The sequence below is a fragment of the Bradyrhizobium sp. 155 genome (genome assembly GCF_023101105.1).
Lineage (GTDB): Bacteria > Pseudomonadota > Alphaproteobacteria > Rhizobiales > Xanthobacteraceae > Bradyrhizobium > Bradyrhizobium canariense_D.
Genome location: NZ_CP064704.1, coordinates 636575 through 661103, shown reverse-complemented (window position 1 = coordinate 661103; position 24529 = coordinate 636575). Strand labels below are relative to the sequence as shown.

At 64.4% G+C, this 24529-nt stretch carries 23 protein-coding genes; 9 read left to right on the top strand and 14 right to left on the bottom strand.

Annotated features, from left to right (window positions below; translation table 11 throughout):
* Window positions 1-29: 29 nt before the first annotated feature.
* The 4 genes from IVA93_RS03205 to IVA93_RS03190 form a co-directional block, all read right to left on the bottom strand.
* Window positions 30-566, bottom strand: coding sequence for a hypothetical protein (locus tag IVA93_RS03205; RefSeq protein ID WP_018453147.1), 537 nt, complete (start codon window positions 564-566; stop codon window positions 30-32).
* 48 nt (window positions 567-614) lie between these two features.
* Window positions 615-1217 (bottom strand): YqaA family protein, encoded by a 603-nt coding sequence (locus IVA93_RS03200; protein WP_085385485.1) that lies wholly within the window; start codon window positions 1215-1217, stop codon window positions 615-617.
* Window positions 1218-1262: 45 nt separating this feature from the next.
* On the bottom strand, window positions 1263-1667 hold the full coding sequence (gene hisE, locus IVA93_RS03195; protein ID WP_007597487.1) for a phosphoribosyl-ATP diphosphatase: 405 nt from the start codon (window positions 1665-1667) through the stop codon (window positions 1263-1265).
* Window positions 1668-1788: 121 nt separating this feature from the next.
* Window positions 1789-2160 carry a hypothetical protein gene (locus IVA93_RS03190; protein WP_018453145.1) on the bottom strand — a complete coding sequence of 124 codons (372 nt, stop codon included), beginning with the start codon at window positions 2158-2160 and terminating at the stop codon, window positions 1789-1791.
* 227 nt (window positions 2161-2387) lie between these two features.
* Here IVA93_RS03190 and IVA93_RS03185 point away from each other — a divergent pair, with 227 nt between their 5' ends.
* The 6 genes from IVA93_RS03185 to IVA93_RS03160 all read left to right on the top strand — a co-directional run bounded on the left by IVA93_RS03185 (window position 2388) and on the right by IVA93_RS03160 (window position 10007).
* Window positions 2388-3434 (top strand): ABC transporter substrate-binding protein, encoded by a 1047-nt coding sequence (locus IVA93_RS03185; protein WP_018453144.1) that lies wholly within the window; start codon window positions 2388-2390, stop codon window positions 3432-3434.
* An 89-nt stretch (window positions 3435-3523) separates the two neighbouring features.
* Window positions 3524-5320, top strand: a complete 1797-nt coding sequence (locus IVA93_RS03180; RefSeq protein ID WP_018453143.1) for a glucan ABC transporter ATP-binding protein/ permease — start codon at window positions 3524-3526, stop codon at window positions 5318-5320.
* A 202-nt stretch (window positions 5321-5522) separates the two neighbouring features.
* Window positions 5523-6968: a D-alanyl-D-alanine carboxypeptidase family protein gene (locus IVA93_RS03175; protein WP_085361117.1), complete on the top strand. Its 1446-nt coding sequence runs from the start codon at window positions 5523-5525 to the stop codon at window positions 6966-6968.
* 190 nt (window positions 6969-7158) lie between these two features.
* On the top strand, window positions 7159-8844 hold the full coding sequence (locus IVA93_RS03170) for a long-chain fatty acid--CoA ligase (protein ID WP_018453141.1): 1686 nt from the start codon (window positions 7159-7161) through the stop codon (window positions 8842-8844).
* Between the two features lie 15 nt (window positions 8845-8859).
* Window positions 8860-9414, top strand: a complete 555-nt coding sequence (locus IVA93_RS03165; RefSeq protein WP_018453140.1) for a DUF924 family protein — start codon at window positions 8860-8862, stop codon at window positions 9412-9414.
* 107 nt (window positions 9415-9521) lie between these two features.
* On the top strand, window positions 9522-10007 hold the full coding sequence (locus tag IVA93_RS03160; protein ID WP_018453139.1) for a peroxiredoxin: 486 nt from the start codon (window positions 9522-9524) through the stop codon (window positions 10005-10007).
* 169 nt (window positions 10008-10176) lie between these two features.
* Here the strand turns inward: IVA93_RS03160 and rnhA are convergent, their stop codons facing one another.
* The 3 genes from rnhA to ispH are packed head-to-tail and all read right to left on the bottom strand — an operon-like array spanning window position 10177 to window position 12596.
* Window positions 10177-10641: a ribonuclease HI gene (gene rnhA / locus IVA93_RS03155; protein ID WP_018453138.1), complete on the bottom strand. Its 465-nt coding sequence runs from the start codon at window positions 10639-10641 to the stop codon at window positions 10177-10179.
* Window positions 10638-11621 (bottom strand): homoserine kinase, encoded by a 984-nt coding sequence (locus IVA93_RS03150; RefSeq protein WP_018453137.1) that lies wholly within the window; start codon window positions 11619-11621, stop codon window positions 10638-10640. The genes rnhA and IVA93_RS03150 overlap by 4 nt, the downstream gene beginning before the upstream one ends.
* Before the next feature lie 6 nt (window positions 11622-11627).
* A complete protein-coding gene (gene ispH, locus IVA93_RS03145) occupies window positions 11628-12596 on the bottom strand; it encodes a 4-hydroxy-3-methylbut-2-enyl diphosphate reductase (RefSeq protein ID WP_007597506.1) in 969 nt (322 codons plus the stop codon).
* A gap of 253 nt (window positions 12597-12849) precedes the next feature.
* Here ispH and IVA93_RS03140 point away from each other — a divergent pair, with 253 nt between their 5' ends.
* Window positions 12850-13545, top strand: a complete 696-nt coding sequence (locus IVA93_RS03140) for a DUF1013 domain-containing protein (protein ID WP_007597507.1) — start codon at window positions 12850-12852, stop codon at window positions 13543-13545.
* A gap of 119 nt (window positions 13546-13664) precedes the next feature.
* Here the strand turns inward: IVA93_RS03140 and IVA93_RS03135 are convergent, their stop codons facing one another.
* The 4 genes from IVA93_RS03135 to IVA93_RS03120 form a co-directional block, all read right to left on the bottom strand.
* Window positions 13665-13925 (bottom strand): hypothetical protein, encoded by a 261-nt coding sequence (locus IVA93_RS03135; RefSeq protein ID WP_018453135.1) that lies wholly within the window; start codon window positions 13923-13925, stop codon window positions 13665-13667.
* A gap of 164 nt (window positions 13926-14089) precedes the next feature.
* Window positions 14090-16012 carry a propionyl-CoA synthetase gene (locus IVA93_RS03130; RefSeq protein WP_018453134.1) on the bottom strand — a complete coding sequence of 641 codons (1923 nt, stop codon included), beginning with the start codon at window positions 16010-16012 and terminating at the stop codon, window positions 14090-14092.
* A gap of 143 nt (window positions 16013-16155) precedes the next feature.
* Window positions 16156-17541, bottom strand: a complete 1386-nt coding sequence (locus tag IVA93_RS03125) for a tetratricopeptide repeat protein (RefSeq protein ID WP_018453133.1) — start codon at window positions 17539-17541, stop codon at window positions 16156-16158.
* A gap of 133 nt (window positions 17542-17674) precedes the next feature.
* The gene (locus IVA93_RS03120; protein ID WP_018453132.1) at window positions 17675-18433 is read right to left on the bottom strand and encodes a tetratricopeptide repeat protein; all 759 of its coding nucleotides are present in this window, start codon (window positions 18431-18433) and stop codon (window positions 17675-17677) included.
* A 95-nt stretch (window positions 18434-18528) separates the two neighbouring features.
* On the opposite strand from IVA93_RS03120, the gene IVA93_RS03115 reads away from it, so the two are divergent.
* On the top strand, window positions 18529-20106 hold the full coding sequence (locus IVA93_RS03115; protein ID WP_247539628.1) for a cation:proton antiporter: 1578 nt from the start codon (window positions 18529-18531) through the stop codon (window positions 20104-20106).
* Between the two features lie 78 nt (window positions 20107-20184).
* Window positions 20185-20955 (top strand): hypothetical protein, encoded by a 771-nt coding sequence (locus tag IVA93_RS03110; RefSeq protein WP_018453130.1) that lies wholly within the window; start codon window positions 20185-20187, stop codon window positions 20953-20955.
* 159 nt (window positions 20956-21114) lie between these two features.
* On the opposite strand, the gene IVA93_RS03105 is transcribed toward IVA93_RS03110, so the two are convergent.
* From IVA93_RS03105 to IVA93_RS03095, 3 genes are read right to left on the bottom strand one after another with little or no spacing between them, the layout of a single operon-like run.
* A complete protein-coding gene (locus tag IVA93_RS03105; RefSeq protein ID WP_204512522.1) occupies window positions 21115-21921 on the bottom strand; it encodes an SDR family NAD(P)-dependent oxidoreductase in 807 nt (268 codons plus the stop codon).
* Window positions 21922-21936: 15 nt separating this feature from the next.
* Window positions 21937-22314, bottom strand: a complete 378-nt coding sequence (locus IVA93_RS03100) for a DUF1850 domain-containing protein (RefSeq protein ID WP_198293337.1) — start codon at window positions 22312-22314, stop codon at window positions 21937-21939.
* Window positions 22311-24422 (bottom strand): TRAP transporter permease, encoded by a 2112-nt coding sequence (locus tag IVA93_RS03095; protein ID WP_018453127.1) that lies wholly within the window; start codon window positions 24420-24422, stop codon window positions 22311-22313. The genes IVA93_RS03100 and IVA93_RS03095 overlap by 4 nt, the downstream gene beginning before the upstream one ends.
* Window positions 24423-24529: the final 107 nt, after the last annotated feature.

Below are 24529 nucleotides of genomic sequence, written 5' to 3'. Positions count from 1 at the left end.
GGCGCTCCTTGCTTGCTCGCGCGACGTCCTCAGTTCTGGCACAGCGCGCTGGTGACGAAGGTATCAGTGCGGCAGTCATCCGGTTTGCGTTGCCTGCCCGGGATCAGAACCTTGGCCGAGCACTTTTCCGCGGAGTCGGCATTCAGGCTCTTGCCTTCCGTGTAGCCCTTGCTCTGGCAGAGTTTGTCGGCGGCGAGCTTGCAGTCGGGCGCGCCGTTCGACGAGGCCGGACAGGCCACGCGTCCCGACACCATGGTCGACGGCTTCGCCAGGCGCGACAAATCGTTCATGGTCTCGCTCGGGCTTTTGATCGGCGGCAGGATCGAGGGCAGCTTTTCGAACAGCTTGCCCATTTCGTTGATCAGCCCGGGGTTTTCCTCGTGCGCCGGCGGCGACGAAGGAGCTGTCGAGGGCGCCGGTGCGGCCTGCGGTCCTTGCTCCTGCAAGCCGAGCGCCGGCGGTGCGGATTGCGGCCATCCGGTACCGCCGGCAGCGAGCAGGACCGAAAGCGCCGCAAATGTCAGCGTGCCCAGTCGCAGGACCGGATTGCCGGATCGAAGCATCATGGCGGCAACCGTAGCCGAACGAGGCGCGGTGGCAAAGCGCCTTGGGCGTTAGATCAATTTGATTGCGACGACAAAGCCGAGCACGAGCACCGCGGCGCCGATTGCCACCACCAATCCGAGATGCTTCTCGATCTTGATCCGGATCCAGTCGCCGTAGCGGTTTAGCAGGATCGCCACGATAAAGAAGCGCCCGCCACGCGCCACGATCGAGCACAGGATGAAGAGCCCGAGATTGTAGCCGGCAAAGCCGGACGTGATGGTCACGAGCTTGTAGGGGATCGGCGTGAGGCCCTTGAGCAGGATGATCACGGCGCCCCATTCGGCATAGGAGGCGCGGAAGGCGTCGACCTTGCCGCCGAGGCCATAGACTTCGATCAGCCAATGGCCGACCGAGTCGAAGAGCAGCGCACCGATAGCGTAGCCCAGAAGGCCACCCAGCACCGACGTCGCAGTGCAGATCGCCGCATAGACCCAGGCGCGTTGCGGGCGCGCCAGTGACATCGGGATCAGCATCACGTCCGGCGGGACGGGAAAGAAGGAGCTTTCAGCGAAAGCCACGGCGCCCATGATCCAGAGCGCGTAAGGCTTGTGAGCGGCGTCGATGCACCAGTCGTAAATACGTTTCAGCATGGCGCCGCGATGAAGCACCATGGGACGGATTTGTCCATGCCGAGATGGGACCGATTTGTGCCAATACTAGTGGCGCTTGCGCGCGGTGCGGCCTTCGAGCGCGACGATTGGCCGCCTGGCGGCGACACGCGGTGACGCAACTTTGGGCAGTTTCATAGCCGACTTCGGCAGTTTCTCGGCGATGCCGAGCATGTCTTCACGCCGCGTCATCTCGCGCCAGACGTCCTCGGGGCGCACGCCGGCCGAGGCCCAGAGCACGGTCAGATTGTAGAGTAGATCTGCGCTTTCCCGGATCACGGCTTCGCTATCGCCGTTGACCGCGTCGATGACGACCTCGATGGCCTCTTCAGCCAGCTTCTTCGCCATTTTTGACGGGCCGCGCTGAAACAGCCGCGCTGTGCGCGATGTTGCCGGATCAAGGTCCCTGGCCGCGAGCACAGCCAGATATAGCCGCTCAAGCGAATCACTCATGTACGCGACGCTACTCTAAACCCATGGCCAGCGCGTTAACGCGCGATAGTAGAGCCCAAAAAGGGGCCGCCGCGGCAAGCACGACGGCCCGTTTGTGGTCAACCTTTTGTTGTGGCCAAAACTAGTAGCAGTTGGTGCGGTGGCCCTGGCCGCAGAGCTCCGACGGAGCCGTGCCGCCGTAACGCTGATACTGGTAGTTCGGGCCGGGTCCGTAATACGGGCCGTCGCCGTAATAGGCAGGGCCGCTGTAATAGGCGGGGCCGCCATAATAGGGGCCATCGTCATAGGCGTAGGCGTTGCGGGTCGCGGCGATCGCAAGACCGGTGCCGACGATGCCGGCAAACGCTGCAGCAGCCGCCGCGCCACCGCCGCCACCATGCCAATGACGGCCGCCCGCGTAGGAAGCGGTCGGGGTTATTGCGGTCAGCGCCAGCACCGCGGCGGTAGCGAGAACGGCCTTACGGCCGGCAAATCCTGAAAATCTGTCAAACATGTCCTGGACCCTCCTTGGGACCTCGAATGGTGCCTGATGACAGGCTCGTGTCTCTCAAACACCCGCATCCCATGTTGGGTTCCCCAACCCCAACACAAGCTGAACGGGGTTGCGTGATCGTGACGCAACCGCCGCTCATCCGCCGTTCATGTTGGCGCGAACAAGCTTGTCGCCAGCCGGCGCTCCGAGCGTCACCAAGCCATAACAACACCGGACCGGCGCGACTGATGTTCGAATTCACGACAATTGCTCTTCGCGGTCTGCTGGCCGCTGCAATCTCGCTTGCGGTGCTGACTGCGCGCGATGCTACCGCGGCCGAGACCGTCGTGCCCTCCATTGCGATCCACTTCACCTTCGACCGCCCGATCGATGCGAGCATGGCGCCGTTCTTTCTTGCCGCCAAGGACGGCAGCTTCGGCGCCGAACGTCTCAACGTCTCCTTCAGCAGCGCGGCCGGATCGCCGGAGGCGCTTGCGCGCGTCGCCAAGGGCAACAGCGAGCTCGCGCTCGTCGACATCAACGAGCTGATCCGCTTCCGCGACAAGGATGCGACCCCGGTCAAGGCGGTATTCGTGCTGTTCAACCGCGCGCCCTACGCGATCGTCGCCCGCAGGAGCCGCGGCATCCACCTCCTGCCCGACCTGGACGGCAAAACCGTCGGCGTTGCCGATAGCGATCTGTCGATGCGGCTGTGGCCGGCGCTGGCGCAGCAGAACGGCATCGACACGGCTCACGTGAAATTCCACAAGATCAGCGCCGCGGTGCGCGAGCCGATCCTCTCCGCGGGACAGGTCGATGCCGTCGCCGGCTTCAGCTATCTCTCGGCAGTGAACCTGCGCGACCGCGGCGTGCCAGGCGGCGATCTCGTCGCGCTTCGCTATGCCGATTATGGTTGCGAGGCCTATGGCTTTGCCGTCGTGGTCAACCCGGCTTTCGCCGCGGCCAAGCCGGACACCGTGAAGGGATTCGTCCGCGCATTGATCGCCGGCATCAACGCGACCGTCAAGGACCCGGCGCGTGCGGCGGACGAAGCCGCGAGCCGCATCGACGGCGGCGATCGCGATCTTGAGCTGGAGCGGCTGCGCACCGTCCTCGTCGACAACATCCTGACGGACGAGGTCCGTCGCAACGGCCTCGGCGACATCGACCCGGCGCGCATGGATCGCGCGATCGACCAGATCGGGCAGGATTTCAAATTCCGCAACCGGCCGGCGGCGGGCGACATCTTCGACAGCGGGTTCTTGCCGCCAGTTGCAGGGCGGTTGATCAACTGAGCAAAACCGACAGCTTCCGCTATATCTCACGGGCGATCCCTGATTAGAGTATGCGCTCACTCCGTTCCAGCCGCCCGAGCTCCTCGCCCATGCCCATTCTCCGCCTCTACACCCGCGTTCTCGAGCTGCTCGGTAAGGAGGCACGGCTGGGCTGGCTGCTTGCGGTCGTCAATCTCCTGCTTGCGGGCTCGCAATTCGCCGAACCGGTGCTGTTCGGCCGGATCGTCGATGTGCTCTCCGGCAAGACGGTCGCAGGCTCCAACTCGGCCTGGCCGTTCCTGGTTGCATGGGTCGCGTTCGGACTGTTCACCATCGTCTGCAGCGCGGTCGTAGCGTTGCAGGCCGACCGGCTCTCCCACCGCCAGCGGCAGGCGGTCCTGACGGACTATTTCGAGCACATCCTGCAGCTGCCTCTGACCTTCCATTCGGGCACCCATTCGGGCCGGTTGATGAAGGTGATGCTGAACGGCACAGATGCGCTGTGGCGGTTATGGGTCGGCTTCTTTCGAGAGCATTTTGCCGCGATCCTCTCGGTCGTGGTGCTGCTGCCGCTATCGCTCTACCTGAACTGGCGGCTTGCAATCCTGCTGTTCGTGCTCTGCATCGTCTTCACCGCGCTGACCACCTTCGTGGTGCGCAGAACCTTCGGCATGCAGATGGAGGTGGAGGAGCACTACAGCGAGCTCTCCGCGCGCGCGTCCGACGCCCTTGGCAACGTCGCGCTGGTGCAGAGTTTCGTCCGCGTCGAATCCGAGGTGAAGGGCCTGCGCTCCGTCGCCGACGAGTTGCTAGCGGCGCAAATGCCGGTGCTGTCGTGGTGGGCACTCGTCACCGTCATCACGCGCGCCTCCACCACGATCACCGTGCTCGCGATCTTCACTTTCGGCATCGCGCTGCACGACCAGGGGCTGACCTCTGTCGGCGAGATCGTCATGTTCGTGAGCTTCGCGACGCTTCTGATCCAGAAGCTGGAGCAGGTCGTGAGCTTCATCAACAACGTGTTCATGGAAGCCCCGCGCCTGCGCGAGTTCTTCAACGTGCTCGATGCGGTTCCTGCGGTGCACGACCGGCACGACGCGATCGATGCGGGTCGGCTCTCCGGCCTCGTCGAATTCAACGACGTCACCTTCTCCTATGACGGCAAGCGGCCGGCGGTCGAGGACCTCTCCTTCACCGCGCTTCCCAGCCAGACCATCGCACTGGTCGGCGCGACGGGCGCCGGCAAGTCGACGGCGATTGCGCTGCTGCATCGCGCCTTCGATCCGCAGTCCGGCTTCATCAGGATCGACGGCATGGACGTGCGCGGGGTGACGCTGACATCGCTGCGGCGGAACATCGGCGTGGTCTTTCAGGAGGCGCTGCTGTTCAACCGCTCGATCGCGGAGAATTTGCGCGTCGGCAAGCCGGACGCCACCGAGGCCGAGATGCGCAAGGCGGCGGAGCGCGCGCAGGCGCTCGAATTCATCGAGCGCAGCGGCGGCTTCGAGACCAATGCCGGCGAGCGGGGCCGGATGCTGTCGGGTGGTGAGCGCCAGCGGCTGTCGATCGCACGTGCACTGCTGAAGGATCCGCCGATCCTGATCCTGGACGAGGCGACGAGCGCACTCGACGCCGTCACCGAGGCCAAGGTGAATACCGCTCTCGACGAAGTGATGAAGGGCCGCACCACCTTCGTGATCGCCCACCGTCTCTCCACCATCCGCAATGCCACGCGTATCCTGGTGTTCGAGAACGGGCGCGTGATCGAAAGCGGAACTTTCGATGAACTCGTGGCCAAAGGCGGCCATTTCGCCGACCTCGCCAGGGCTCAATTCATGGTTCAGGAGAACGCACGGGCCAGCGTGACAGCGGCTGAGGCTGCCGCGACGGCCGCCAAGTCGCCTTAACAAGCCGCCTTGGCAAGTCCCCATCGTATCGTCGAAATTCGGCCCATTTCATTGCGGAATACCCGGCTGATGCCCCTATTCCCGACGCACCAGCCGGTATAGGTTTGCGGCGCCGCAAGCGGCGGCGCTGGATTTCAGAACCGAACATCAGATCACGAGAGCCGACCGGAACCGGCGGGTCTCCAAGGACCGGAATCGGATAGTGCACGCTCTTCGCCCGCTGCTTCGTCAATCCCTGTTCAACCTGTTCGCCGCGGCACTCGCGTGTGCCGCGTTGCTCGCGCCGCGCGCGGCGAGCGCCGAAGCGCTGCTCCTGATCGAGGCCGATAGCGGCAAGGTGCTGCAGGCGGAGAACGCGACCATTCCCTGGTATCCGGCTTCCGTCACCAAGATCATGACCGCCTATGTGACGCTGAAGGCGGTCAAGGACGGCAAGCTCACACTCGACACACTGCTCACGGTTTCGCCGACGGCAGCCTCGCAGTCGCCCTCGAAGATGGGCTTTCGCCCGGGAACGCAGCTTACCGTCGACAACGCGCTCAAGATGATGATGGTGAAATCGGCGAACGACATGGCCGTCGTGCTCGCCGAAGGCGTTGGCGGTTCGATCGATGGTTTCTCGGCGCTGATGAACGACACGGCGCAGAAGCTCGGCATGACGCAGACGAGCTACGTCAATCCGAACGGCCTGCCCGCCGACGGACAGATCACCTCCGCGCGGGATCTTGGCATTCTCGCGCGCTCGTTCCTGCGCGACCTGCCCGAGTACGAGTACTTCGTGCACATTCCGGCAATCCGCTTCGGCAAGCGCGTCACCGGCAATTTCAACAAGCTGATCGGCCGCTATCCCGGCGCCGACGGTTTCAAGACCGGCTTCATCTGCGCCTCCGGCTACAATCTCGTCGCGTCGGCCACCCGCAACGGCCGCCGGCTGATCGCCGTCGTGCTGGGCGCCAACTCCGGGACCGCGCGCGCGGTGAAGGCGGCGCAGCTGCTGGAGCGCGGCTTCTCGCAAGATAATCTCACCTGGCTCCGCCCCTCGCTCGGCACCGTTGACAAGCTGGTCCCGGTCGACGCCTCGCCGCCGAACCTGCGTGACGACATGTGCGGCGGCCATCGCAAGCGGCCGGCCAGCGACGATGACGACGCGCTGATCGCGGCCAATGGCGGCACGTCCGGGTCCGCCTCGGCCACCGGCGGCGAAGCCCAAGTCACCTTCTTCACGGCCGGGCTTCAGCCGCCTCTGATGAAGGCCTCCGAGCTGATGGCCTCGGCCCCGGCGGCGGCCGAGCCCGTGCTGGTGTATACCGGTCCGACCCGCACCGGGACCGCCCTGATCGCGGCGGTCGCGGCCGATGCCGACCAGCAGGCCACGCCAAAGCCGCGTGGCAAGAAGTCGCGCGTCGCCAAAAAGCCCGACGCGGCAGACAAGCCGAAGGATGCCAAGACGGCGGCGGCGAAGCCCGATGCCAAGACGGCGGCGGCCGCAAAGCCGGCCGACGGCAAGTCCGCAGCTAAGCCGGCCGGTACCAAGCATGCCGCAGCCAAGCCCGATGCGGTGGCAAAGCCTGCGGTGAGCGGCGAGGCGGCCAAGCCCGCCAAGCCCAAGGCCGCGACCAAGCCCGCCAAGCCCGCCAACAACAGTTAACAGCCGACGCGAGGCGAGACCGCGCCGCACTTCGCAGTTGCGGCAGCGCCATTTGCAAGGATTCCGGTAGCCACTCCCTGACGTTTGTCCTAAGCCTCGACCGCTTGCCACCCGTTCCGGCAGGCTCGATACTGACGGCAACGAGGCAAGCCCGAGACACAACGGGCTCTGGTCAATGAGGGGAGTTTCCATGGAGCGCATCTGGCTTAAGCAATATCCGCCCGGCGTCCCCGCCGATATCGAGCCGACGCAATATTCATCGCTGGTCGACCTCCTGGAGGAGAGCTTCGCCAAGTTCGCCGACCGCAAGGCGTTCATCTGCATGGACAAGTCGATCAGCTATCGCGACCTCGACCAGATGTCGCTGGCGATGGCGTCCTATCTGCAAGGGCGCGGCCTGCAACGCGGCGCCCGCGTCGCGATCATGATGCCGAACGTGCTGCAATATCCGGTCGCGACCGCAGCCGTGCTGCGCGCCGGTTTCGCGGTGGTCAATGTCAATCCGCTCTACACGCCGCGCGAGCTCGAGCACCAGCTCAAGGATTCCGGCGCCGAAGCCATCATCGTGCTCGAGAACTTCGCCCACACCGTCGAGCAGGTGATCGCCAAGACGCAAGTCAAGCACGTCATCGTCGGCAGCATGGGCGACCTGCTCGGCTTCAAGGGAGTGATCGTCAATCTGGTCGTCCGCCGCGTCAAGAAGATGGTGCCGGCATGGTCGCTGCCGGGCGCGGTGTCCTTCAACGACGCGATCTCCGCCGGCCGCTCTCTGGCCTTCAACAAGCCGAAGCTGTCACCCGGCGACGTCGCCTTCCTGCAATATACCGGCGGCACCACCGGCGTGTCCAAGGGCGCCACCCTGCTTCATCGCAACATCGTCGCCAACGTCCTGCAGAACGACGCCTGGCTGCAGCCGGCGATGGCCGCGCCGCCGCATGTCGATCAACTCATGGTCGTTTGCGCGCTGCCGCTCTATCACATCTTCGCGCTGACAGCCTGCTACCTTCTCGCGGTGCGCGCCGGCGGCTGCAATCTCCTGATCCCCAATCCGCGCGACATCCCGGGCTTCATCAAGGAATTGGCGAAGTACCAGGTCAACAACTTCCCTGCCGTGAACACGCTCTACAACGGCCTGATGCATCATCCCGACTTCAAAAAGCTCGACTTCTCCAAGCTGAAGATCTCGAACGGTGGCGGCATGGCGGTGCAGCGCCCCGTCGCCGAGCAGTGGAAGGCCATCACGGGCTGCTCCATCGCCGAAGGCTACGGCCTGTCGGAGACATCTCCGACGCTGACCTGCAACACCACGACCAATCCGGAGTTCAACGGCACTATCGGCATCCCCGTGCCCTCGACCTGGATCTCGATCCGCGACGACGACGGCAACGAGATGCCGCTCGGCCAGCCCGGCGAGATCTGCGCCAAGGGCCCGCAGGTGATGTCGGGCTACTGGAACAGGCCGGAGGAGACGGCCAAGGTGATGACCGCGGACGGCTATTTCCGCACCGGCGACATCGGCATCATGGACGAGAAGGGCTACACCAAGATCGTGGACCGCAAGAAGGACATGATCCTGGTCTCCGGCTTCAACGTCTATCCGAACGAGATCGAGGAAGTGATCGCGAGCAACCCCGGGGTGCTCGAATGCGCCGTCATCGGCATTCCCGATTCCAAGTCGGGGGAGGCGGTGAAGGCGTTCGTGGTCAAGAAGGACCCGAACCTCACGGCGGAGGCCCTGGTCAAGTTCTGCCAGGAGCAGCTGACGGGCTACAAGGTGCCCAAGCACATCGAATTCCGCACCGACCTGCCGAAGACCAATGTCGGCAAGATCCTGCGGCGGCAGCTGCGCGACGAGAAGAAGGCGGAGGCGGCGTAAGCGCCTCTTTCGTTCATGACCGACGACGGCAACATCAGTCCGGCCGGCATCCTCGCCTTCTGGCGCGAGGCCGGCCGCGATGCCTGGTACGAGCGCAACGACGCATTCGACGCGGAGATCAGGCGCCGCTTTCTCGCGCTGTGGCAGAAGGCGGTCGCCGGCGAACTCTCGTCATGGGAGGCGACCGATGAGGGCGCACTCGCGCTCGTCATCGTGCTCGACCAGTTTCCGCGCAACATGTTTCGCGGCACGTCGCAGGCCTTTGCCAGCGATGCGCTGGCGCGCGACGTCGCCCGCCGCGCCATTGCGCGGGGCGCAGATCAAAGGATCGATCCGGTCCTGCTCGAATTCCTCTATTTGCCCTTCATGCATTCCGAGCACCTGCCCGACCAATTGCACTGCGTCGCGCTGTTTCAAAACACCGACAATGCCGAAAATCTGAAATACGCGCGTGAGCACGCCGACATCATCCGGCGGTTTGGCCGCTTCCCCCACCGCAACCATCTGCTCGGCCGCGACACCACCCCGGACGAGCAGGCCTTCCTCGACGGCGGCGGGTTCGCCGGCTGATGACATAACGGGGAAGGGTCCCGCCCTCACCGCCTGCCCTACCGGCAACATTGTGCAGCGCCGCCGCACGGTCTAAAAAGCGGGACCGATTTTCAGGGAGACTGACGATGGCGATCCAGACTGGCGACAAACTGCCCGAGGCGAAATTCCGCGTGATGACGGCCGAAGGCCCGCAGGTGAAGACCACCGACGACATCTTCAAGGGCAAGAAAGTGGCGCTGTTCGCGGTGCCCGGCGCCTATACGGGCACCTGCCACAAGATGCATCTGCCGAGCATTTTCCTCAACGCCTACGCCCTGAAGGACAAGGGCGTCGACACCATCGCCATCGTCTCCGTCAACGACGCCTTCGTCATGAACGCCTGGAAGCGCGATACCGACCAGCGCGACGAGGCCATCTTCCTCGCCGACGGCAATGCCGACTTCACCAAGGCGATCGGCATGGAGCTCGACGCCTCCGGCAACGGTCTCGGCATCCGCTCCAAGCGCTATTCGATGCTGGTCGAGGACGGCGTGGTCAAGAAGCTGAACCTCGAGGCGATGCCCGGCAAGGTCGAGGTGTCCGGCGGCGATACGCTGCTCGGGCAGCTGTAAGCTTTAGACGCCGCTTTCAGCCACAAACGACTCTGTCATGCCCCGCGAAAGCGGGGCATTCAGTATTCCAGAGCAGTTGTTGTTGAATCGAGAGGCCGCTGCGTACTGGATCGCCCGGTCAAGCCGGGCGATGACGGCGGAGCATGAGGAAGGAGCGCCGACCGCGCGCCTACTCCGCCAGCCTCTGCTGCAACCGCGCCTTCACGATCCCGTCGCGCGCGAGCTGGTCGGCGCGTTCGTTCTCGGGATGGCCTGCGTGACCTTTGACCCAGTGCCACCGCACGTCATGGGCCTTCAGCGCGGCATCCAGGCGCTGCCATAGCTCGACATTCTTCACCGGCTTCTTGTCGGCGGTGCGCCAGCCGTTGCGCTTCCAGCCGTGGATCCAGCCGGTAATGCCCTGACGGACATATTGGCTGTCGGTATAGAGATCGACCGTGCACGGCTTCTTCAGCGCTTCCAACGCGGAGATCGCCGCCATCAATTCCATCTGGTTATTGGTGGTGTGGCGCTCACCACCGTTCAGTTCTTTTTCCTTGTCGCCGAACTTCAGGATCGCGCCCCAGCCGCCGGGCCCCGGATTTCCCGAGCAGGCGCCGTCGGTGTAGATCGTGACAATCGGAAGCTCGCTCACGCCACCAGCCCCGACGGCATCAGCCCGTAGTCGCGCACGCTGGAAACGCTCTGGTGGAAGCGCAGCTTGCGGACATATTCCAGCGGATCCTTCGGCCGAACCAGCGCGCCGGGCGGAACGTTGAGCCAGTCGACCAGCCGCGTCAGCAGGAAGCGCATCGCAGCGCCGCGCGCGAGCAGCGGCAGCGCTGCCTCTTCCGGCTCGGACAGCTTTCGCACGCGGCCATAGGCATTGAGGAAGGCCCGCGCCTTGGTGACGTTGAAGGAATGATCCGGCTCGAAGCACCAGGCGTTGAGGCAGATCGCGACATCATAGGCGAGCCAGTCATTGCAGGCGAAAGTGAAGTCGATGATCCCTGACAACTTGTCGCCGAGAAAGAAGACGTTGTCGTTGAAGAGGTCGGCGTGGATCACGCCTTCGGGCAGAAGCGTCGGCCAGACCCCGCTCTCGAGGTAGTCGAGCTCTTGGCTCAGGAACGCGCGCAGGCCGGGCTGCACCTCGTCGGCCCGGTGTGATGCGGCATCGAACAGCGGCCGCCAGCCCGGGACCGACAGCGCGTTCGCACGCCTGATCGCGAAATTCGCGCCGGCCAGATGCATCCTGGCGAGCCCCTCGCCAACGCCGGCGCAATGGACCGCGTTCGGCTTGCGCGGCCAGACGCCTTCGAGAAAGGTGATGATCGCGGCCGACCGGCCCGACAGCTCGCGCAACGCCTCGCCGTCCGTTCCCTTCACCGGCAGCGGGCAGTTGACGCCGTGCTCGGCAAGATGCGTCATCAGCGCGAGGAAGAACGGCAGATCGTTCTTCGCCACGCGCTTCTCATAGAGCGTGAGGATGAACGACCCCTTGGTCGTATGCAGCAGGAAGTTGGAATTTTCGACGCCCTCGGCGATGCCCTTGTAGGAGAGCAACTCGCCGAGATCGTATTGGTTGAGGAAGTCCGCAAGCTCGTCGGCGGCAACGTCGGTGTAGACCGCCATGAACGTCTACTCGGCGGCGGCTTCGGGGCGCACCTGGCGCGGCAGCGGGAAGAACTCGTTCTCTTCCGCGGCCGAGACCGTCTCCACATGCAGCGTGAAGCGCTCGGCGAACGCGTCCATGATCTCCTCGACGATCACTTCCGGTGCCGAGGCACCCGCGGTGATGCCGAGGCTGGTGATGTTCTCGAACCGCTTCCAGTCGATTTCGGTGGCGCGCTGCGCCAGCACGGCGATCGGGCAACCCTCGCGTTCGGCGACTTCGCGCAGGCGCTGCGAGTTCGACGAGTTCGGCGCACCGACCACGATCAGGGCGTCGACCACCGGCGCCACCTTCTTCACCGCGAGCTGGCGGTTGGTGGTGGCGTAGCAGATGTCTTCCTTGTGCGGCCCGTTGATGTTCGGGAAGCGTTCCTTCAGGAGCGCCACGATCTCCGCGGTGTCGTCGATCGACAACGTGGTCTGGGTCACGAAGGCGAGGTTGTTCGGGTCCTTCGGGGCGATGGTCTTGGCGTCCTCGGCAGTCTCGATCAGGGTCACGGCGCCGGTCGGGAGCTGGCCGAGCGTGCCCACCACCTCCGGATGATGGGAATGCCCGATCAGGAAGATCTCGCGGCCGCGCTTGAAATGGATCGCGGCCTCGCGGTGCACCTTGGTGACCAGGGGGCAGGTCGCATCCAGCGAGAACAAATTGCGGGAGGTGGCGTCGGCCGGGACCGATTTCGGCACGCCATGGGCCGAGAACACCACCGGCGCGGTGGTGTTTTCCGGGATCTCGGCGAGTTCCTCGACGAAGATCGCGCCCTTCTTCTTCAACCCATCGACGACGTATTTATTGTGCACAATCTCGTGGCGAACATAGACGGGGGCGCCGTATTTATCGAGCGCCCGTTCCACGGTGTCGATCGCCCGGACCACCCCGGCGCAGAAGCCACGGGGAGAACAAAGCACGATCTTGAGGTCTGGTTTGGCTGACATTGAGCGATCTCGGGACCGAATCACCTCGCCAAATGGGCGGGAAGCGGTCGATGGATGAACAGGGCTTGGGTACGGTCTTACAGAGACTTCAGAGGGAATTGGGCCCCCTTTCGGGCGCTGTCAAGGCACTATCTATAGCAGAACCATTGCGTGGCTAGCCCCTCCGGGCTTATATAGCGCGAATTCCCAGTCATCGCTGATGACCACCGGTTTCGCCTCCAAAGGGGTGGGCGAAGCACAAAGGAGATTTGCCATGAGCAACGCACCTCTGATGCCCAAGGCGACCGCCGTCTGGCTGCTCGACAATACCGCGCTGACCTTCGATCAGGTCGCCGATTTCACCAAAATGCACCCCCTCGAGGTGCGCGCGATCGCCGATGGCGACGCCGCCCAGGGCATCAAGGGCATGGATCCCCTTTCCAATGGCCAGCTGACCCGCGAGGAAATCGAGAAGGGCGAGAACAACCCGGACTACCGGCTCCGCCTCCAGGAGAGCAAGGTGGTGCTGCCGCCGCAGCCCAAGCGCAAGGGCCCGCGCTACACCCCGGTCTCGCGCCGCCACGAACGCCCGAGCGCCATCCTCTGGCTGCTGCGCAACCATCCCGAGCTCAAGGACGCCCAGATCATGCGCCTGGTCGGCACGACCAAGAGTACGATCGCGAGTGTCCGCGATCGCACCCACTGGAACACCTCCCAGCTGACGCCGATCGATCCCGTCACCCTCGGCCTCTGCTCGCAGATCGAGCTCGATTTCGAGGTCGCGCGCGCGGCGAAGGAAAAGCCGATCGACGCAGCCTATGGCGGCGCCACTTTGCTGCCGGCCTCAGAAACCACCAAGAAGGACGAGTACGAACCCGCGGAGAGGTCCAGCGACGATCTCAACGTCGATGCTGTGTTCGCCAAGCTGAAGACGCTCGGCGGCAAGAAGCAGGACCAGGAGGAGGAGTAATCCTTCCACTTCAGTCGTCATCGAATGCAAACGCGGCGGGGAAACTCGCCGCGTTTTTAGTCTGACGCAAGAAGCTTCAGCAACCTCGTCATTGCGAGCGCAGCGGCGCAGCGCAGCCTTTATGGCCGGTCCGGATGGTTCAGCATGTATTCGCCGAGGTCGCGCTGGCGGCGGTCGGCGCGGGTGGTCGCGGAACTGCGCTGGACGTCGCGGTCCTTGCGGCACGCCACGTATTCGGGCGATCCGGCCGCATAGCCGCGGCTCTGGCAGACCGCGTCGTCATCATCGCCGCCCATCGCCACCGGCGTCTGGTAGCGCGCGGAGCAGGCGGAGAGAATGAGGCCCGCAAATGCAATCGCTAGAAACGGCTTCGAATTCATGGCAGGCCCTTCATCCTCATGGTGAGGAGCCCGCGCAGCGGGCGTCTCGAACCATGCAGGCCAAGCTGCCGCAGCGGGGCCTTTCATCCTTCGAGACGCGCGCCAGGTCCTCAGGATGAGGATTGAGCGGAAAAATGCGGCCTATTCAAGCCCCATTGCAAACCTCACACCCGCCCCTTCAGCGCATCGCCGATCTCGTCCAGCACCTTGGGGTCCTCGATCGTCGCCGGCATGGTCCAAGCTTCACCATCTGCGATCTTCTTGATCGTGCCGCGCAAGATCTTTCCGGATCGCGTCTTGGGCAGGCGGCCGACGGTGATGGCGAGCTTGAACGCGGCAACGGGACCGAGCTTGTCGCGCACCAGCGCGACGATCTCCTTCTCGATCTCGGCCGGGGCCCGTTTCACACCCGCCTTGAGCACCAGGAAGCCGCAGGGCACCTCGCCCTTGATCGCGTCCTTGACGCCGAGCACGGCGCATTCAGCGACATCGGGATGCGAAGCCAGGATCTCCTCCATGCCGCCGGTGGAGAGCCGATGGCCGGCGACGTTGATGATGTCGTCGGTGCGGCCCATGACGAAGACATAGCCGTCGTCGTCCTTGTAGCCGGCATCCGACGTTTTGTAGTAGCCGGGGAATTCGGTGAGATAGGCTTCCTTGAACCGTTCGTCCTGATTCCACAGCGTCGGCAGACAGCCCGGCGGCATCGGAAGCTTGATGACGATCGAACCCATGGTGTTCGGACCGACCGGCTTTGCCGCTTCGTCGACCACGTCGACCTGATAGCCCGGCATCGGCACCGTCGGCGACCCGTGCTTCACCGGCAGCTGACCTAAGCCAACCGGATTGCCGGCGATGCACCAGCCGGTTTCGGTCTGCCACCAATGGTCGATCACAGGCACTTTCAACTGCTGCTCCGCCCATTCCACCGTCGGCGGATCGGCGCGCTCGCCGGCCAGGAACAGCGTGCGGAACGTCGAGAGGTCGTATTGCCGGATGAATTTTCCTTCCGGATCTTCTTTCCGGATCGCGCGGAACGCGGTCGGCGCAGTAAAGAAGGCGACGGCCTTGTGCTCGCTGATCACGCGCCAGAACGCGCCGGCATCGGGCGTGCCGACCGGCTTGCCCTCATACATGATCGAGGTCGCGCCATGCAGCAGCGGGCCGTAGACGATGTAGCTGTGGCCGACCACCCAGCCGATGTCGGAGCCGCACCACCAGACCTCGCCCGGCTTGACGCCATAAAGGTTGAACATGGACCATTTCACCGCGACGAGATGGCCGCCATTGTCGCGCACGACACCCTTGGGAATGCCGGTCGTGCCTGACGTATAGAGGATGTAGAGCGGATCGGTAGCGGCGACGGGCACACAAGGCGCCTTCTTGCCGTCGTTCATCGCCTTGCGGCGCAGGCCCGCCCAATCATAGTCGCGGCCGGGCGTGAGGGCGCAGACGAGCTGCGGACGTTGCAGCACGATGCAGGCCTTCGGCTTTGCCCCCGCAAGCCTGATCGCCTCGTCGAGCAGCGGCTTGTACTGCACGATCCGGCCGGGCTCGATGCCGCAACTCGCCGACAGAATCAACTTTGGCTGCGCATCGTCGATGCGGGTGGCGAGCTCTTTCGCGGCAAAGCCACCGAACACCACGGAGTGCACCGCGCCAATGCGCGCGCAGGCGAGCATCGCGACGACGGCCTCGGGGACCATCGGCATATACAGGATGACGCGATCGCCCTTGGCGACACCAAAATCCTGCATGATGGCGGCAAGCGCCTGCACTTCGGCCAGCAGTTCGGCGTAGGTGAATTTGGTGACGCTATTTGCCAGCGGCGAATCATGGATCAGCGCGACCTGGTCGGCGCGGCCGCGTTCGACCTGACGGTCAAGCGCGTTGTAGCAGGTGTTGACGACGCCACCGCTGAACCAGCGGCCGTAGACGCCTTGCGAGGGATCGAAGATCTTTTTCGGTGGCTCGATCCAGTCGATCTCCTTGGCCACCTCGGCCCAAAAGCCCTTGGGGTCAGCCAGCGAGCGCGCATAAACCTCGTGATAGAGACTTTTTCCGTCGATGTTTCCTCGGACGTTCATTCCCGCGCTCCCGTTCCCTTATTCGCCTGGCCTTGACCTTGTTGCAGGACAGACGTCCCGCCATGACAGGGATCAAGTACCGGCCTTGTTTGAGGGGTATTTTCCCGGGAACGGGCCGCGGTTCAAGCTGAAAAGAACAATGCTCAGCTATCCATCGCATTCAGCCGCTGCAGCCGCTCCTGCATGACCTTCCTGAGATCATAGCCGGGGCGGCCGAAGCTCGTATTGCGGGTGGTGAGGAAATCGCGCTGGGTGCGACGGAGGCCGCCGGCGAAGCGGGACCCGGCCGATTTCAGCACGCGCTCGTAGGTCTCGGCGATCTGGCGATCGAGCACCCCCAGCTGCGGATCGGCACAAATCACCTTCTCGACCTCGCGCTTCGCGGTGGCACAATCGAACGACGGGCCATTGCCGGAATTCGCCGCGAGCGGCCGCAGCGGCTCGCCGCCGAATTTCGCGATCTCCGCGATCATGGTTCGGCGGCCGCCGGCCGCATTGTCGTTGCCGGGATCGAGCCGCAGCGCGGTCTCGTAGTCGGCCAGCGCCTTCTTGCGCTCGCCCATCTTCTTGTAGAGCACGGCGCGGTTGTTGTAGGTCAGCGCGAAATTCGGATCGAGTTTCAGCGCGGCCTCGTAATCGCTCAGCGCCGCGCCAAGCTCGCCCTTCAGGTGGTAGGAATCGCCGCGGTTTGTGAAGAAATTCGGCCGCGGTGCCAGCCGGAGCGCCTGATCGTAATCGGCAATCGCCTTGTCGTACTCCCCCATCGCGGCCAGCGCCAGCCCGCGATTGTCGTAATATTCGGGCACTTTCGGATCGAGCCGGATCGCCTCGCCGTCGTCGGCAACCGACTTGTCGAGCTGGCCGAGCTTCTTGTAGGCGGCGCCACGATTGGTGTAGCTGCGCGGCCGGTTCGGATCGAGGCGCAACGCCTCGCTGAGATCGCGGATCGCCTTCTCGTTGTCGCCGCCGAGATAATAGGTCACGCCGCGGTCGGACCAGGCCTGTGCATTGTCAGGCTTCAGCCTGATCGCCTGGTCGTAATCGGCAAGCGCGCGGTCGAGCCGGTGCTGGTTGGTGTAGACGACGCCGCGCAGCTCGTAAGATTCCGAATCCTGCGGATCGAGCTCGATGGCCTTGCTGAGGTCCGCCGCGGCGCGGTTGAGATCGCCGCCGGCCTCGCGCAGGAGATCACCGCGCAGGCGCCAGGCTTTTGCGTTCTTGCCATCGAGTGCGATGGCGCGATCGATATCTCGCAGCGCCTGCGTGAGGGCGCCCGAGGTTCGCGCATTGGCGTCGGCGCGCACCAGCAATGCCGCGGCGCGATCGAGGGATGGATTCGAGGCCTGGTCGATGATGGCGCTGCAGGCCGGGATCAGCTCAGCCGGAGCGGCCTTGCTCCCGATTACGCAATCGACGCCGGCCGAAGCAGGGGCGACGAGAACGACGCTCATTGCCGCGCTGAGCAGGAGCGAGCGAAACGAGATTTTTGCAAACGAGAGCATTTGCGCGGAAGGATGCGTGCCGCACATGGCATAGGGCTCCGGGACATCAGGCTTTCACCATTGTCGCGGCAGCCAAAGAATCGGTTCAAATCGAGGCGTGCCAGCGGCGCACCGATCCCTTCCCTCCTTCGTCCCGCTCTTACGAGCGAGACGAGGAGCCTCAATACCCGTCCACCCCGTTGAGCCGCTGCAGCCGCTCCTGCATCGCCTTCTTCAAATCGTACCCCGGCCGGCCGAACCCGGCGTTGCGGCCGGCGATGAAATCGTCCTGCTCGCGTTGAAGCGCCTTCGCTTCGCCTGCATTGCGGGCTTCGCGCAACACGCGCGCGTTGGCGGCAAAGATCTCGCGGTCGAGATCTGCGAGCTCGCGGTTGGCGCAGATCGCCTTCTCGACGGGACGGCGCACACCCTTGCAAATGAAACTGGGCTTGCCCGCGACTGCCATCTGCGCGCCGATCCGCTCGATCTCGCGCGCCATCGCCTTGTGATTGGGCTTGGCCTTCTCGTGGTTCGGATCGATTTTCAACGCCGCACCGAAATCCTGCACCGCCTTGGGCTTGTCGCCCTTCCTTAGCCAGAGTTCGCCCCGCGCGTTGAAGATATCGGCGAGACCGGAATCGAGCTCCAGCGCGCGGCTGTCGTCGGCGATCGCGCGGTCGACTTGGTCGTGCCGCGCATAAAGCCCGCCGCGCGCGATCAGCGCCTTGATCAGGTCCCCTTTCGCCGTCTTCTCGTTGTCGATCACGGCGGCGCAGGCCGTGGCGGCCTTGTCGATGTCGTCGGCTGCGGCAGCCGCGAGGCACGGCGCGATGTCGACCTGCGGCACCGCGGCCGGCTCGCCGCCGGTCGCAGCATGAGCCGCAACGAACGAGAGCGCAAAGAGCAACCCGGCGCCGGACCATTGAATGAGAAAACGCATGCTCGCCACAGTTGGAAAGTCTTGAGTTAAGGTCCGCCTTGAGGTCTTGCCTTGGGGCTGCACCATCCATCATACGACCGGATTGGTGCTAGCTTGTGGCGCCGCTCAAATCGGGTTCGGGGATCAACGTGTCGACATTCGAATGGATCATCGTGCTTCTGCTCGGCGCCGTTGCATTATCGGCGCTGGCGCGGCGGATCAAGGTCCCCTACCCGACCTTTCTCGCAATCGGGGGCGCACTGATCGCCTTTGTGCCGTCGAGCCCGTCCTGGACGCTGGAGCCCGACCTGGCGTTGGCTCTTTTTGTCGCACCGGTCCTGCTCGATGCCGCCTTCGACACCTCGCTGCGCGATCTCCGCAACAATTGGGTTCCGGTCTCCACCCTCGTCGTCGCCGCGGTCGGCTTGACCACGGCCGCTGTGGCCTACGTCGCGCACCGGCTGATGCCTGATATGCCCTGGGCCGCCGCGGTTGCGCTCGGCGCCATCGTGGCCCCGCCGGACGCGGCCGCCGCGGTCGCGATCCTGAGCCAGGTGAAGCTGCCTCACCGCATGGTGAAGGTCCTGGAAGGCGAGAGCCTGCTCAACGACGCGACCGCGCTCTTGATCTATCGCATCGCCGTCGGAGCGACCGCCACCGAGCATCTGGCATGGAGCCAGGTCGCGCCAACCATGGCTCTGGCCCTGGTCGGCAGCGTCGTTGCCGGCTATCTCGCCGCGCGAGTCATGCCACTGGTGATCGTGCGGATCACGGAGGCTCCCAGTTCGATCATCATGCAATTCGCCACTACCTTCATGGTCTGGATCGGCGCTGAACATCTCGGCCTCTCCGGCATCCTCACCATCGTCGTGTACGCCATCACGATGGCACGCGCTGCACCCGCTCGCATGCCGGCGCGGTTGCGGGTGCCGTCCTACGCGGTGTGGGATACGATGGTGTTCGTGCTCAACGTGCTCGCGTTCATGCTGATCGGCATGCAGATGCGACCGATCTGGACGCGGCTGGACGCGGACGTGCGCTGGGACTATTGCCTGGCCGCCGCCTGGATCCTGCTCACCGTGGTCCTGGTCCGGTTGGCCTGGGTCACGCTCTACCGCACGACGCTGCGCACGCTGGTGGCGCACGGGATCTATCACCCCAAGGATCCGAAGCAGGTCGCCTCCGCCAAGGGCGGCCTCATCATCTCCTGGTGTGGCATGCGCGGCCTCGTCACGCTCGCCACCGCCTTTGCCTTGCCGGAAAACTTTCCGCATCGTGACTTCATCGTCTTCTCGGCGTTTGCGGTCGTGCTCGGCACGCTGGTCGTGCAGGGCCTGACCTTGCGGCCGCTGATCCTGGCGTTCGGCCTCAAGGACGACAATCCCGTCGGCATCGAGGTCGCGCGCGCCCGCGCCGTCGCCTATCGCGCGGCGCTCGACGCGATCGAGGACGATCCGTCGGAGGAAGCCGAAATCCTGCGGCTCGAATATCGTGCCATCCTGATGCAGGCCGACGACGATCCCCATGGTGGCATCACCAACGGCGAATTGCCCGCCGATCCGCTGCGCCGCCGCGCCATCGAAGCCGCGCGAAAATCGACCTTCGACCTCCGGGCCACCGAGGTGATCGGTGACGACGCGTTTCACAGGATCGAGGAGGAGCTCGATCGCGCGGAACTGAGCGCGGGGGGTTAGATTTCGTCATCCCGACAAGCGCCCTGCACAGGTGGCTAGGGGTTTGAACCAAACGCCGCCTCTCCAGACTCATCCCTCATGACGACCCTGATCGACGACCGTCGTGTGCGCGCGCGAGATGCGTCGCCCGCACGATATTTCTATCTCCACATGGCACTGGCCTGCGCGGCCACCGCCTTTCTCGGCTTCGCACCGACCTATTTTGTGCCGCTCGCGAACCGGACATTGTCCGCAAGCCCCGTCATTCATTTCCACGGCCTGTTGTTCTTCACCTGGTCTCTCTATTTCGTGATCCAGACGTGGCTCGCCGCCTCAGGCCGCATGGTCAATCACCGTGCGCTCGGCATAGCCGGCGTTTCGCTCGCGACCGCGATGACGATCTTCGGCTTCCTCGCCTCCGTCCATGTGATGCAGCATTCCGCGGCGCTCGGCCAGAAAGAGGCCGGCATCGCCTTCTCGATCGTGCCGATGAGCGGGATCGCGTTCTTCGCTGGTGTATTCGTGCTCGCGATCATGAACACGCGAAAGCCGGAGATTCACAAACGCCTGATGCTGCTCGCGGCGGTCTCCATCCTCGATGCCGCGATCGCGCGCTGGTTTCTCACTTTCCTCGCGCCTTCGGGACCGCCAGGGCCGCCGCCGGTGCCCGTCACCATCGCGCCCGCGATGGTCGCTTCGCTGCTGCTCGTCGTCGCCATGGTACGCGACTGGCGCACCGCGGGCCGAGTGCATCCAGTCTACATCACCGGCACGCTCGCGCTGCTGGCGGTGAAGGTGCTGAACTGGCCGATCAGCGAAACGGCGGCATGGCATTCATTCGCCGGCGGGATTCTGGCGCTGGCGCAATGATGTCGTCCTGGCGAAAGCCAGGACCCATTACCCCGAATGCCGAATGTTGAAGTAGCCGGAGCCGCCAGCCTTCGTCAAACTTCTCCCTGGGGTTATGGGTCCTAGATCAGCGCTCGTTACGCTCGCTTGTCCAGGACGACGGCGAACACGGAACGACGCCTAGGCCCCCGCCTTGCACGTGATCCCGCCGTCCACCACGAGCTCGATGCCCGTCACATATTTCGCTTCGTCCGAGGCCAGGAACAGCGCGGCGTTGGCGACGTCGAAAGCGTCGCCCATGTGGCCCATCGGCACTTGCGCATCGCGCGCCCGCCACATCGCTTCAACATCGCCCTTGGCATAGCTGTTCGCAAGACCTGCGGAATGTTCCACCATCGGCGTCTTCATCAGGCCGGGCAGGATCGCGTTGACGCGGACATGGTGGCGCGCGAACTCGATCGCGGTGGTGCGGGTCATCTGGTTCATCGCCGCCTTCGAGGTGCCGTACGTGACGTAGGAGATGCCCATGTGGCGGATCGAAGCGATCGAGGAGATGTTGATGATCGAGCCACCGCCCTGTTTCACCATCACGGGGATGACGTGCTTCATGGCGAAATAGGCGCTCTTGAGGTTGACGCTGAAGACCCGGTCCCAGCTTTCCTCGGTCACTTCGACCACGCTGCCCATCTCGGCGATGCCGACATTGTTGTCGAGCACGTCGATGCGGCCGTAGGCCTTGAGGCATGCCGCGACCATCGCCTCGACCTCGCGCGCATGCGAGACGTCGGCCGTGAACGCGCTCGCCTGGCCGCCTTCGTCCGCGATGATCTTCGCGGTCTCCTCGGCGGCCGCGCCGTTGCGATCGACGCAAAACACCTGCGCACCCTGGCGGGCAAAGGTGACCGCGGTGGCCTTGCCGTTGCCCCAACCAGGCCCGATCGAGCCGGCACCCACCACCATCGCAACCTTGCCCTTGAGCCGACCCATCGCGTGTCTCCCTTATTATTGTTCTTTGCAGACGATCATCTTTGTGACGTTAGCACCAATGGGATGACCGACAATCTCGGACAACGTCCGGCACTTGCCGTCATGGCATAGCCGCCATTCGCCAGCCGCGTCCGAATTGCCCAGCACGACCTCCGGCATCGGCGCGCGCGCGGGCCTCCATTGAAACCATCCGTCGACGAGGCGCGCCTCGGGCGGCGGCTCCATGCCGGGGCCGGTGCCCTTCACGCGTGCCTGCACCAGTTCGAGCCCGGCGGGGGTGACGCGCCAGTCTTCCTGCCAGTCGACCTTCGCGATCGAATGCGTCCACACCAGTGTGAACGCGGACAGCGCCAGCGCCTTCAGGCCTGAGGCTGTGACGAGGCAGAGGCTCACACCGCCTCGACCGGCGCCGGCGGCCGCCGCCGCCACTGCCACAGCACGATCGCAGCGGCGAGCAGGAAGCCCGCGGTGTCGCTGAACGGGAAGTCGCCGAGCAGGCACAGCGCGGCACCGAGCGCGACCAAACGTTCGAGGAACGTCAGGCGCGTGAACAGGAATCCGATCGCGACCATGCCGAACAGCGCGATCGCCACCAGCGCCTTGACAGTCGCCAATGCCACCGCGCCGTAGAAGCCGAGCTTGGCCGCCATGGGATCGCCGCCCTGCAGCATCAGCGCCGGCGAATAGACGAAGATGAAGGGGATGACGTAGCCGGCGAGCGCGATGCGCATCGCCTCCCAGCCGATCTTGTCCGGATTCTCCTTCGCGATCGGTGCTGCGGCAAGCGCGGCCAGCGCCACCGGCGGCGAGAGGTCCGCCATGATGCCGTAATAGAACGCGAACATGTGGCTTGCGATCAGGGGCACACCCAGTTTGGCCAACGCGGGCGCCGCGAGCGCTGCCGTGATGATGTAGGTCGGGATGGTCGGGATGCCGGTGCCGAGCAGGATCGACAGCAGCATGGTCATGATCAGCGCCAGGAACAGGCTCTTCTCGCCGAGACCGATCACCCAGCCGCCGAAGATGGTGCCGACGCCGGTCTGCGACATCATGCCGATGATGACCCCGACGATGGCGCAGGCCATGCCGACGGTGATCGCGGATTTGGCGCTTTCAGCCAAGGCATCGCGGCAGGCGCGCAGGGCGGAAAATCCGCCACGCACGAACGCAGTGATCACGATCAGCGCGACGACGACGCCTGCGACCGGCACGATCTGAAGGCCGTCGCGCGAGAGCGCCGCGACGACGAGCGCGAGCCCGATCCAGAAGACATAGCGGATCGCCATCGAAGACGCGCCTGTCGTGATGGCGGTGCCAAGGATCAGCGCCACTGTGAGCGCGAGGCCCATGCTGCCGGCATAGAGCGGCGTAAAACCTTCGAACAGCATGTAGACCAGCGCCGCGAGCGGCAGCACGAGATACCAGCGCGTCACCAGGGCCTTCCAGGCGCTCGGAATCTCCGAGCGCTTCATGCCGGTGAGCCCGTGCTTGCCGGCCTCCAGATGCACCATCCAGAAGGCGGAGGCGAAATAGAGCATCGCGGGAATCGCGGCCGCCTTCACGATCTCAGAATATTGGACGCCGAGCGTCTCTGCCATGATGAAGGCGACCGCGCCCATCACCGGCGGCATGATCTGCCCACCCATCGACGCTGTCGCTTCGACGCCGGCCGCGAACGCGCGGCGATAGCCGAACCTGATCATCAGCGGAATCGTGAACTGGCCGACGGTGACGACGTTGGCGACGCCGGAGCCGGAGATCGTGCCCATCATGCCCGAGGCGAACACCGCGACCTTGGCCGGGCCGCCGCGGGTCCTGCCGAATAACCCAAGAGAAACGTCGGTGAAGAGCTGGATCATGCCGGCGCGCTCCAGGAACGAGCCGAACAGGATGAACAGGAAGATGTAGGTCGCCGAGACGTAGATCGGCACGCCGTAAAAACCTTCGGTGCCGAACGACAGATGCGTGACGATCTGGTCGAAATCATAGCCGCGATGGTTGAGCGGTGACGGCAGATACTGGCCGAAGAACCAGTAGACGAGACAGGCGCCGCACATCAGCGGGAGCGCTGCGCCCATCAGCCGCCGCGTGCCCTCGAAGATCAGGACGGCGAGCAGCGTGCCGACCACCAGATCGAGGCGCGTCGGATCGCCGTCACGTGCGATCAGATCCGCATAGAAGATCCATTGATAGAGCCCGCACAGAAAGCCCATGCCGCCGATCAGCCAGCCGATCGCGCGGCCGAAATCGCTTTTGGCGGTGAAGTTGCCGATCAGGCCGAAGGTGAGGAGAATGAGGAAGCCGACATGGACGCCGCGCACCACCTGGCTCGGCAGATAATTGAAGGCCGCGACATAAAGCTGGAAGATCGCGAAGGCGATGCCGATCCAGTAGGCGAGCGTGCCCCACCAGCCCGGGCCAAAGCCTTCCGGAAAACCGTGCTCGAAATTGTCGAACTCGACCTTGATGGGCTCTTGAGCGCCCTCTGCCTTCTCCAGCATTTCAACCCATCCCCAATCGTCGAGCGCTTATAGCATTGGCACGGTCCATCCGCGCCGTCATGCCCGCGCTTGTCCCGGGCATCCACGATCTTTCTCGCCTGGCCTTA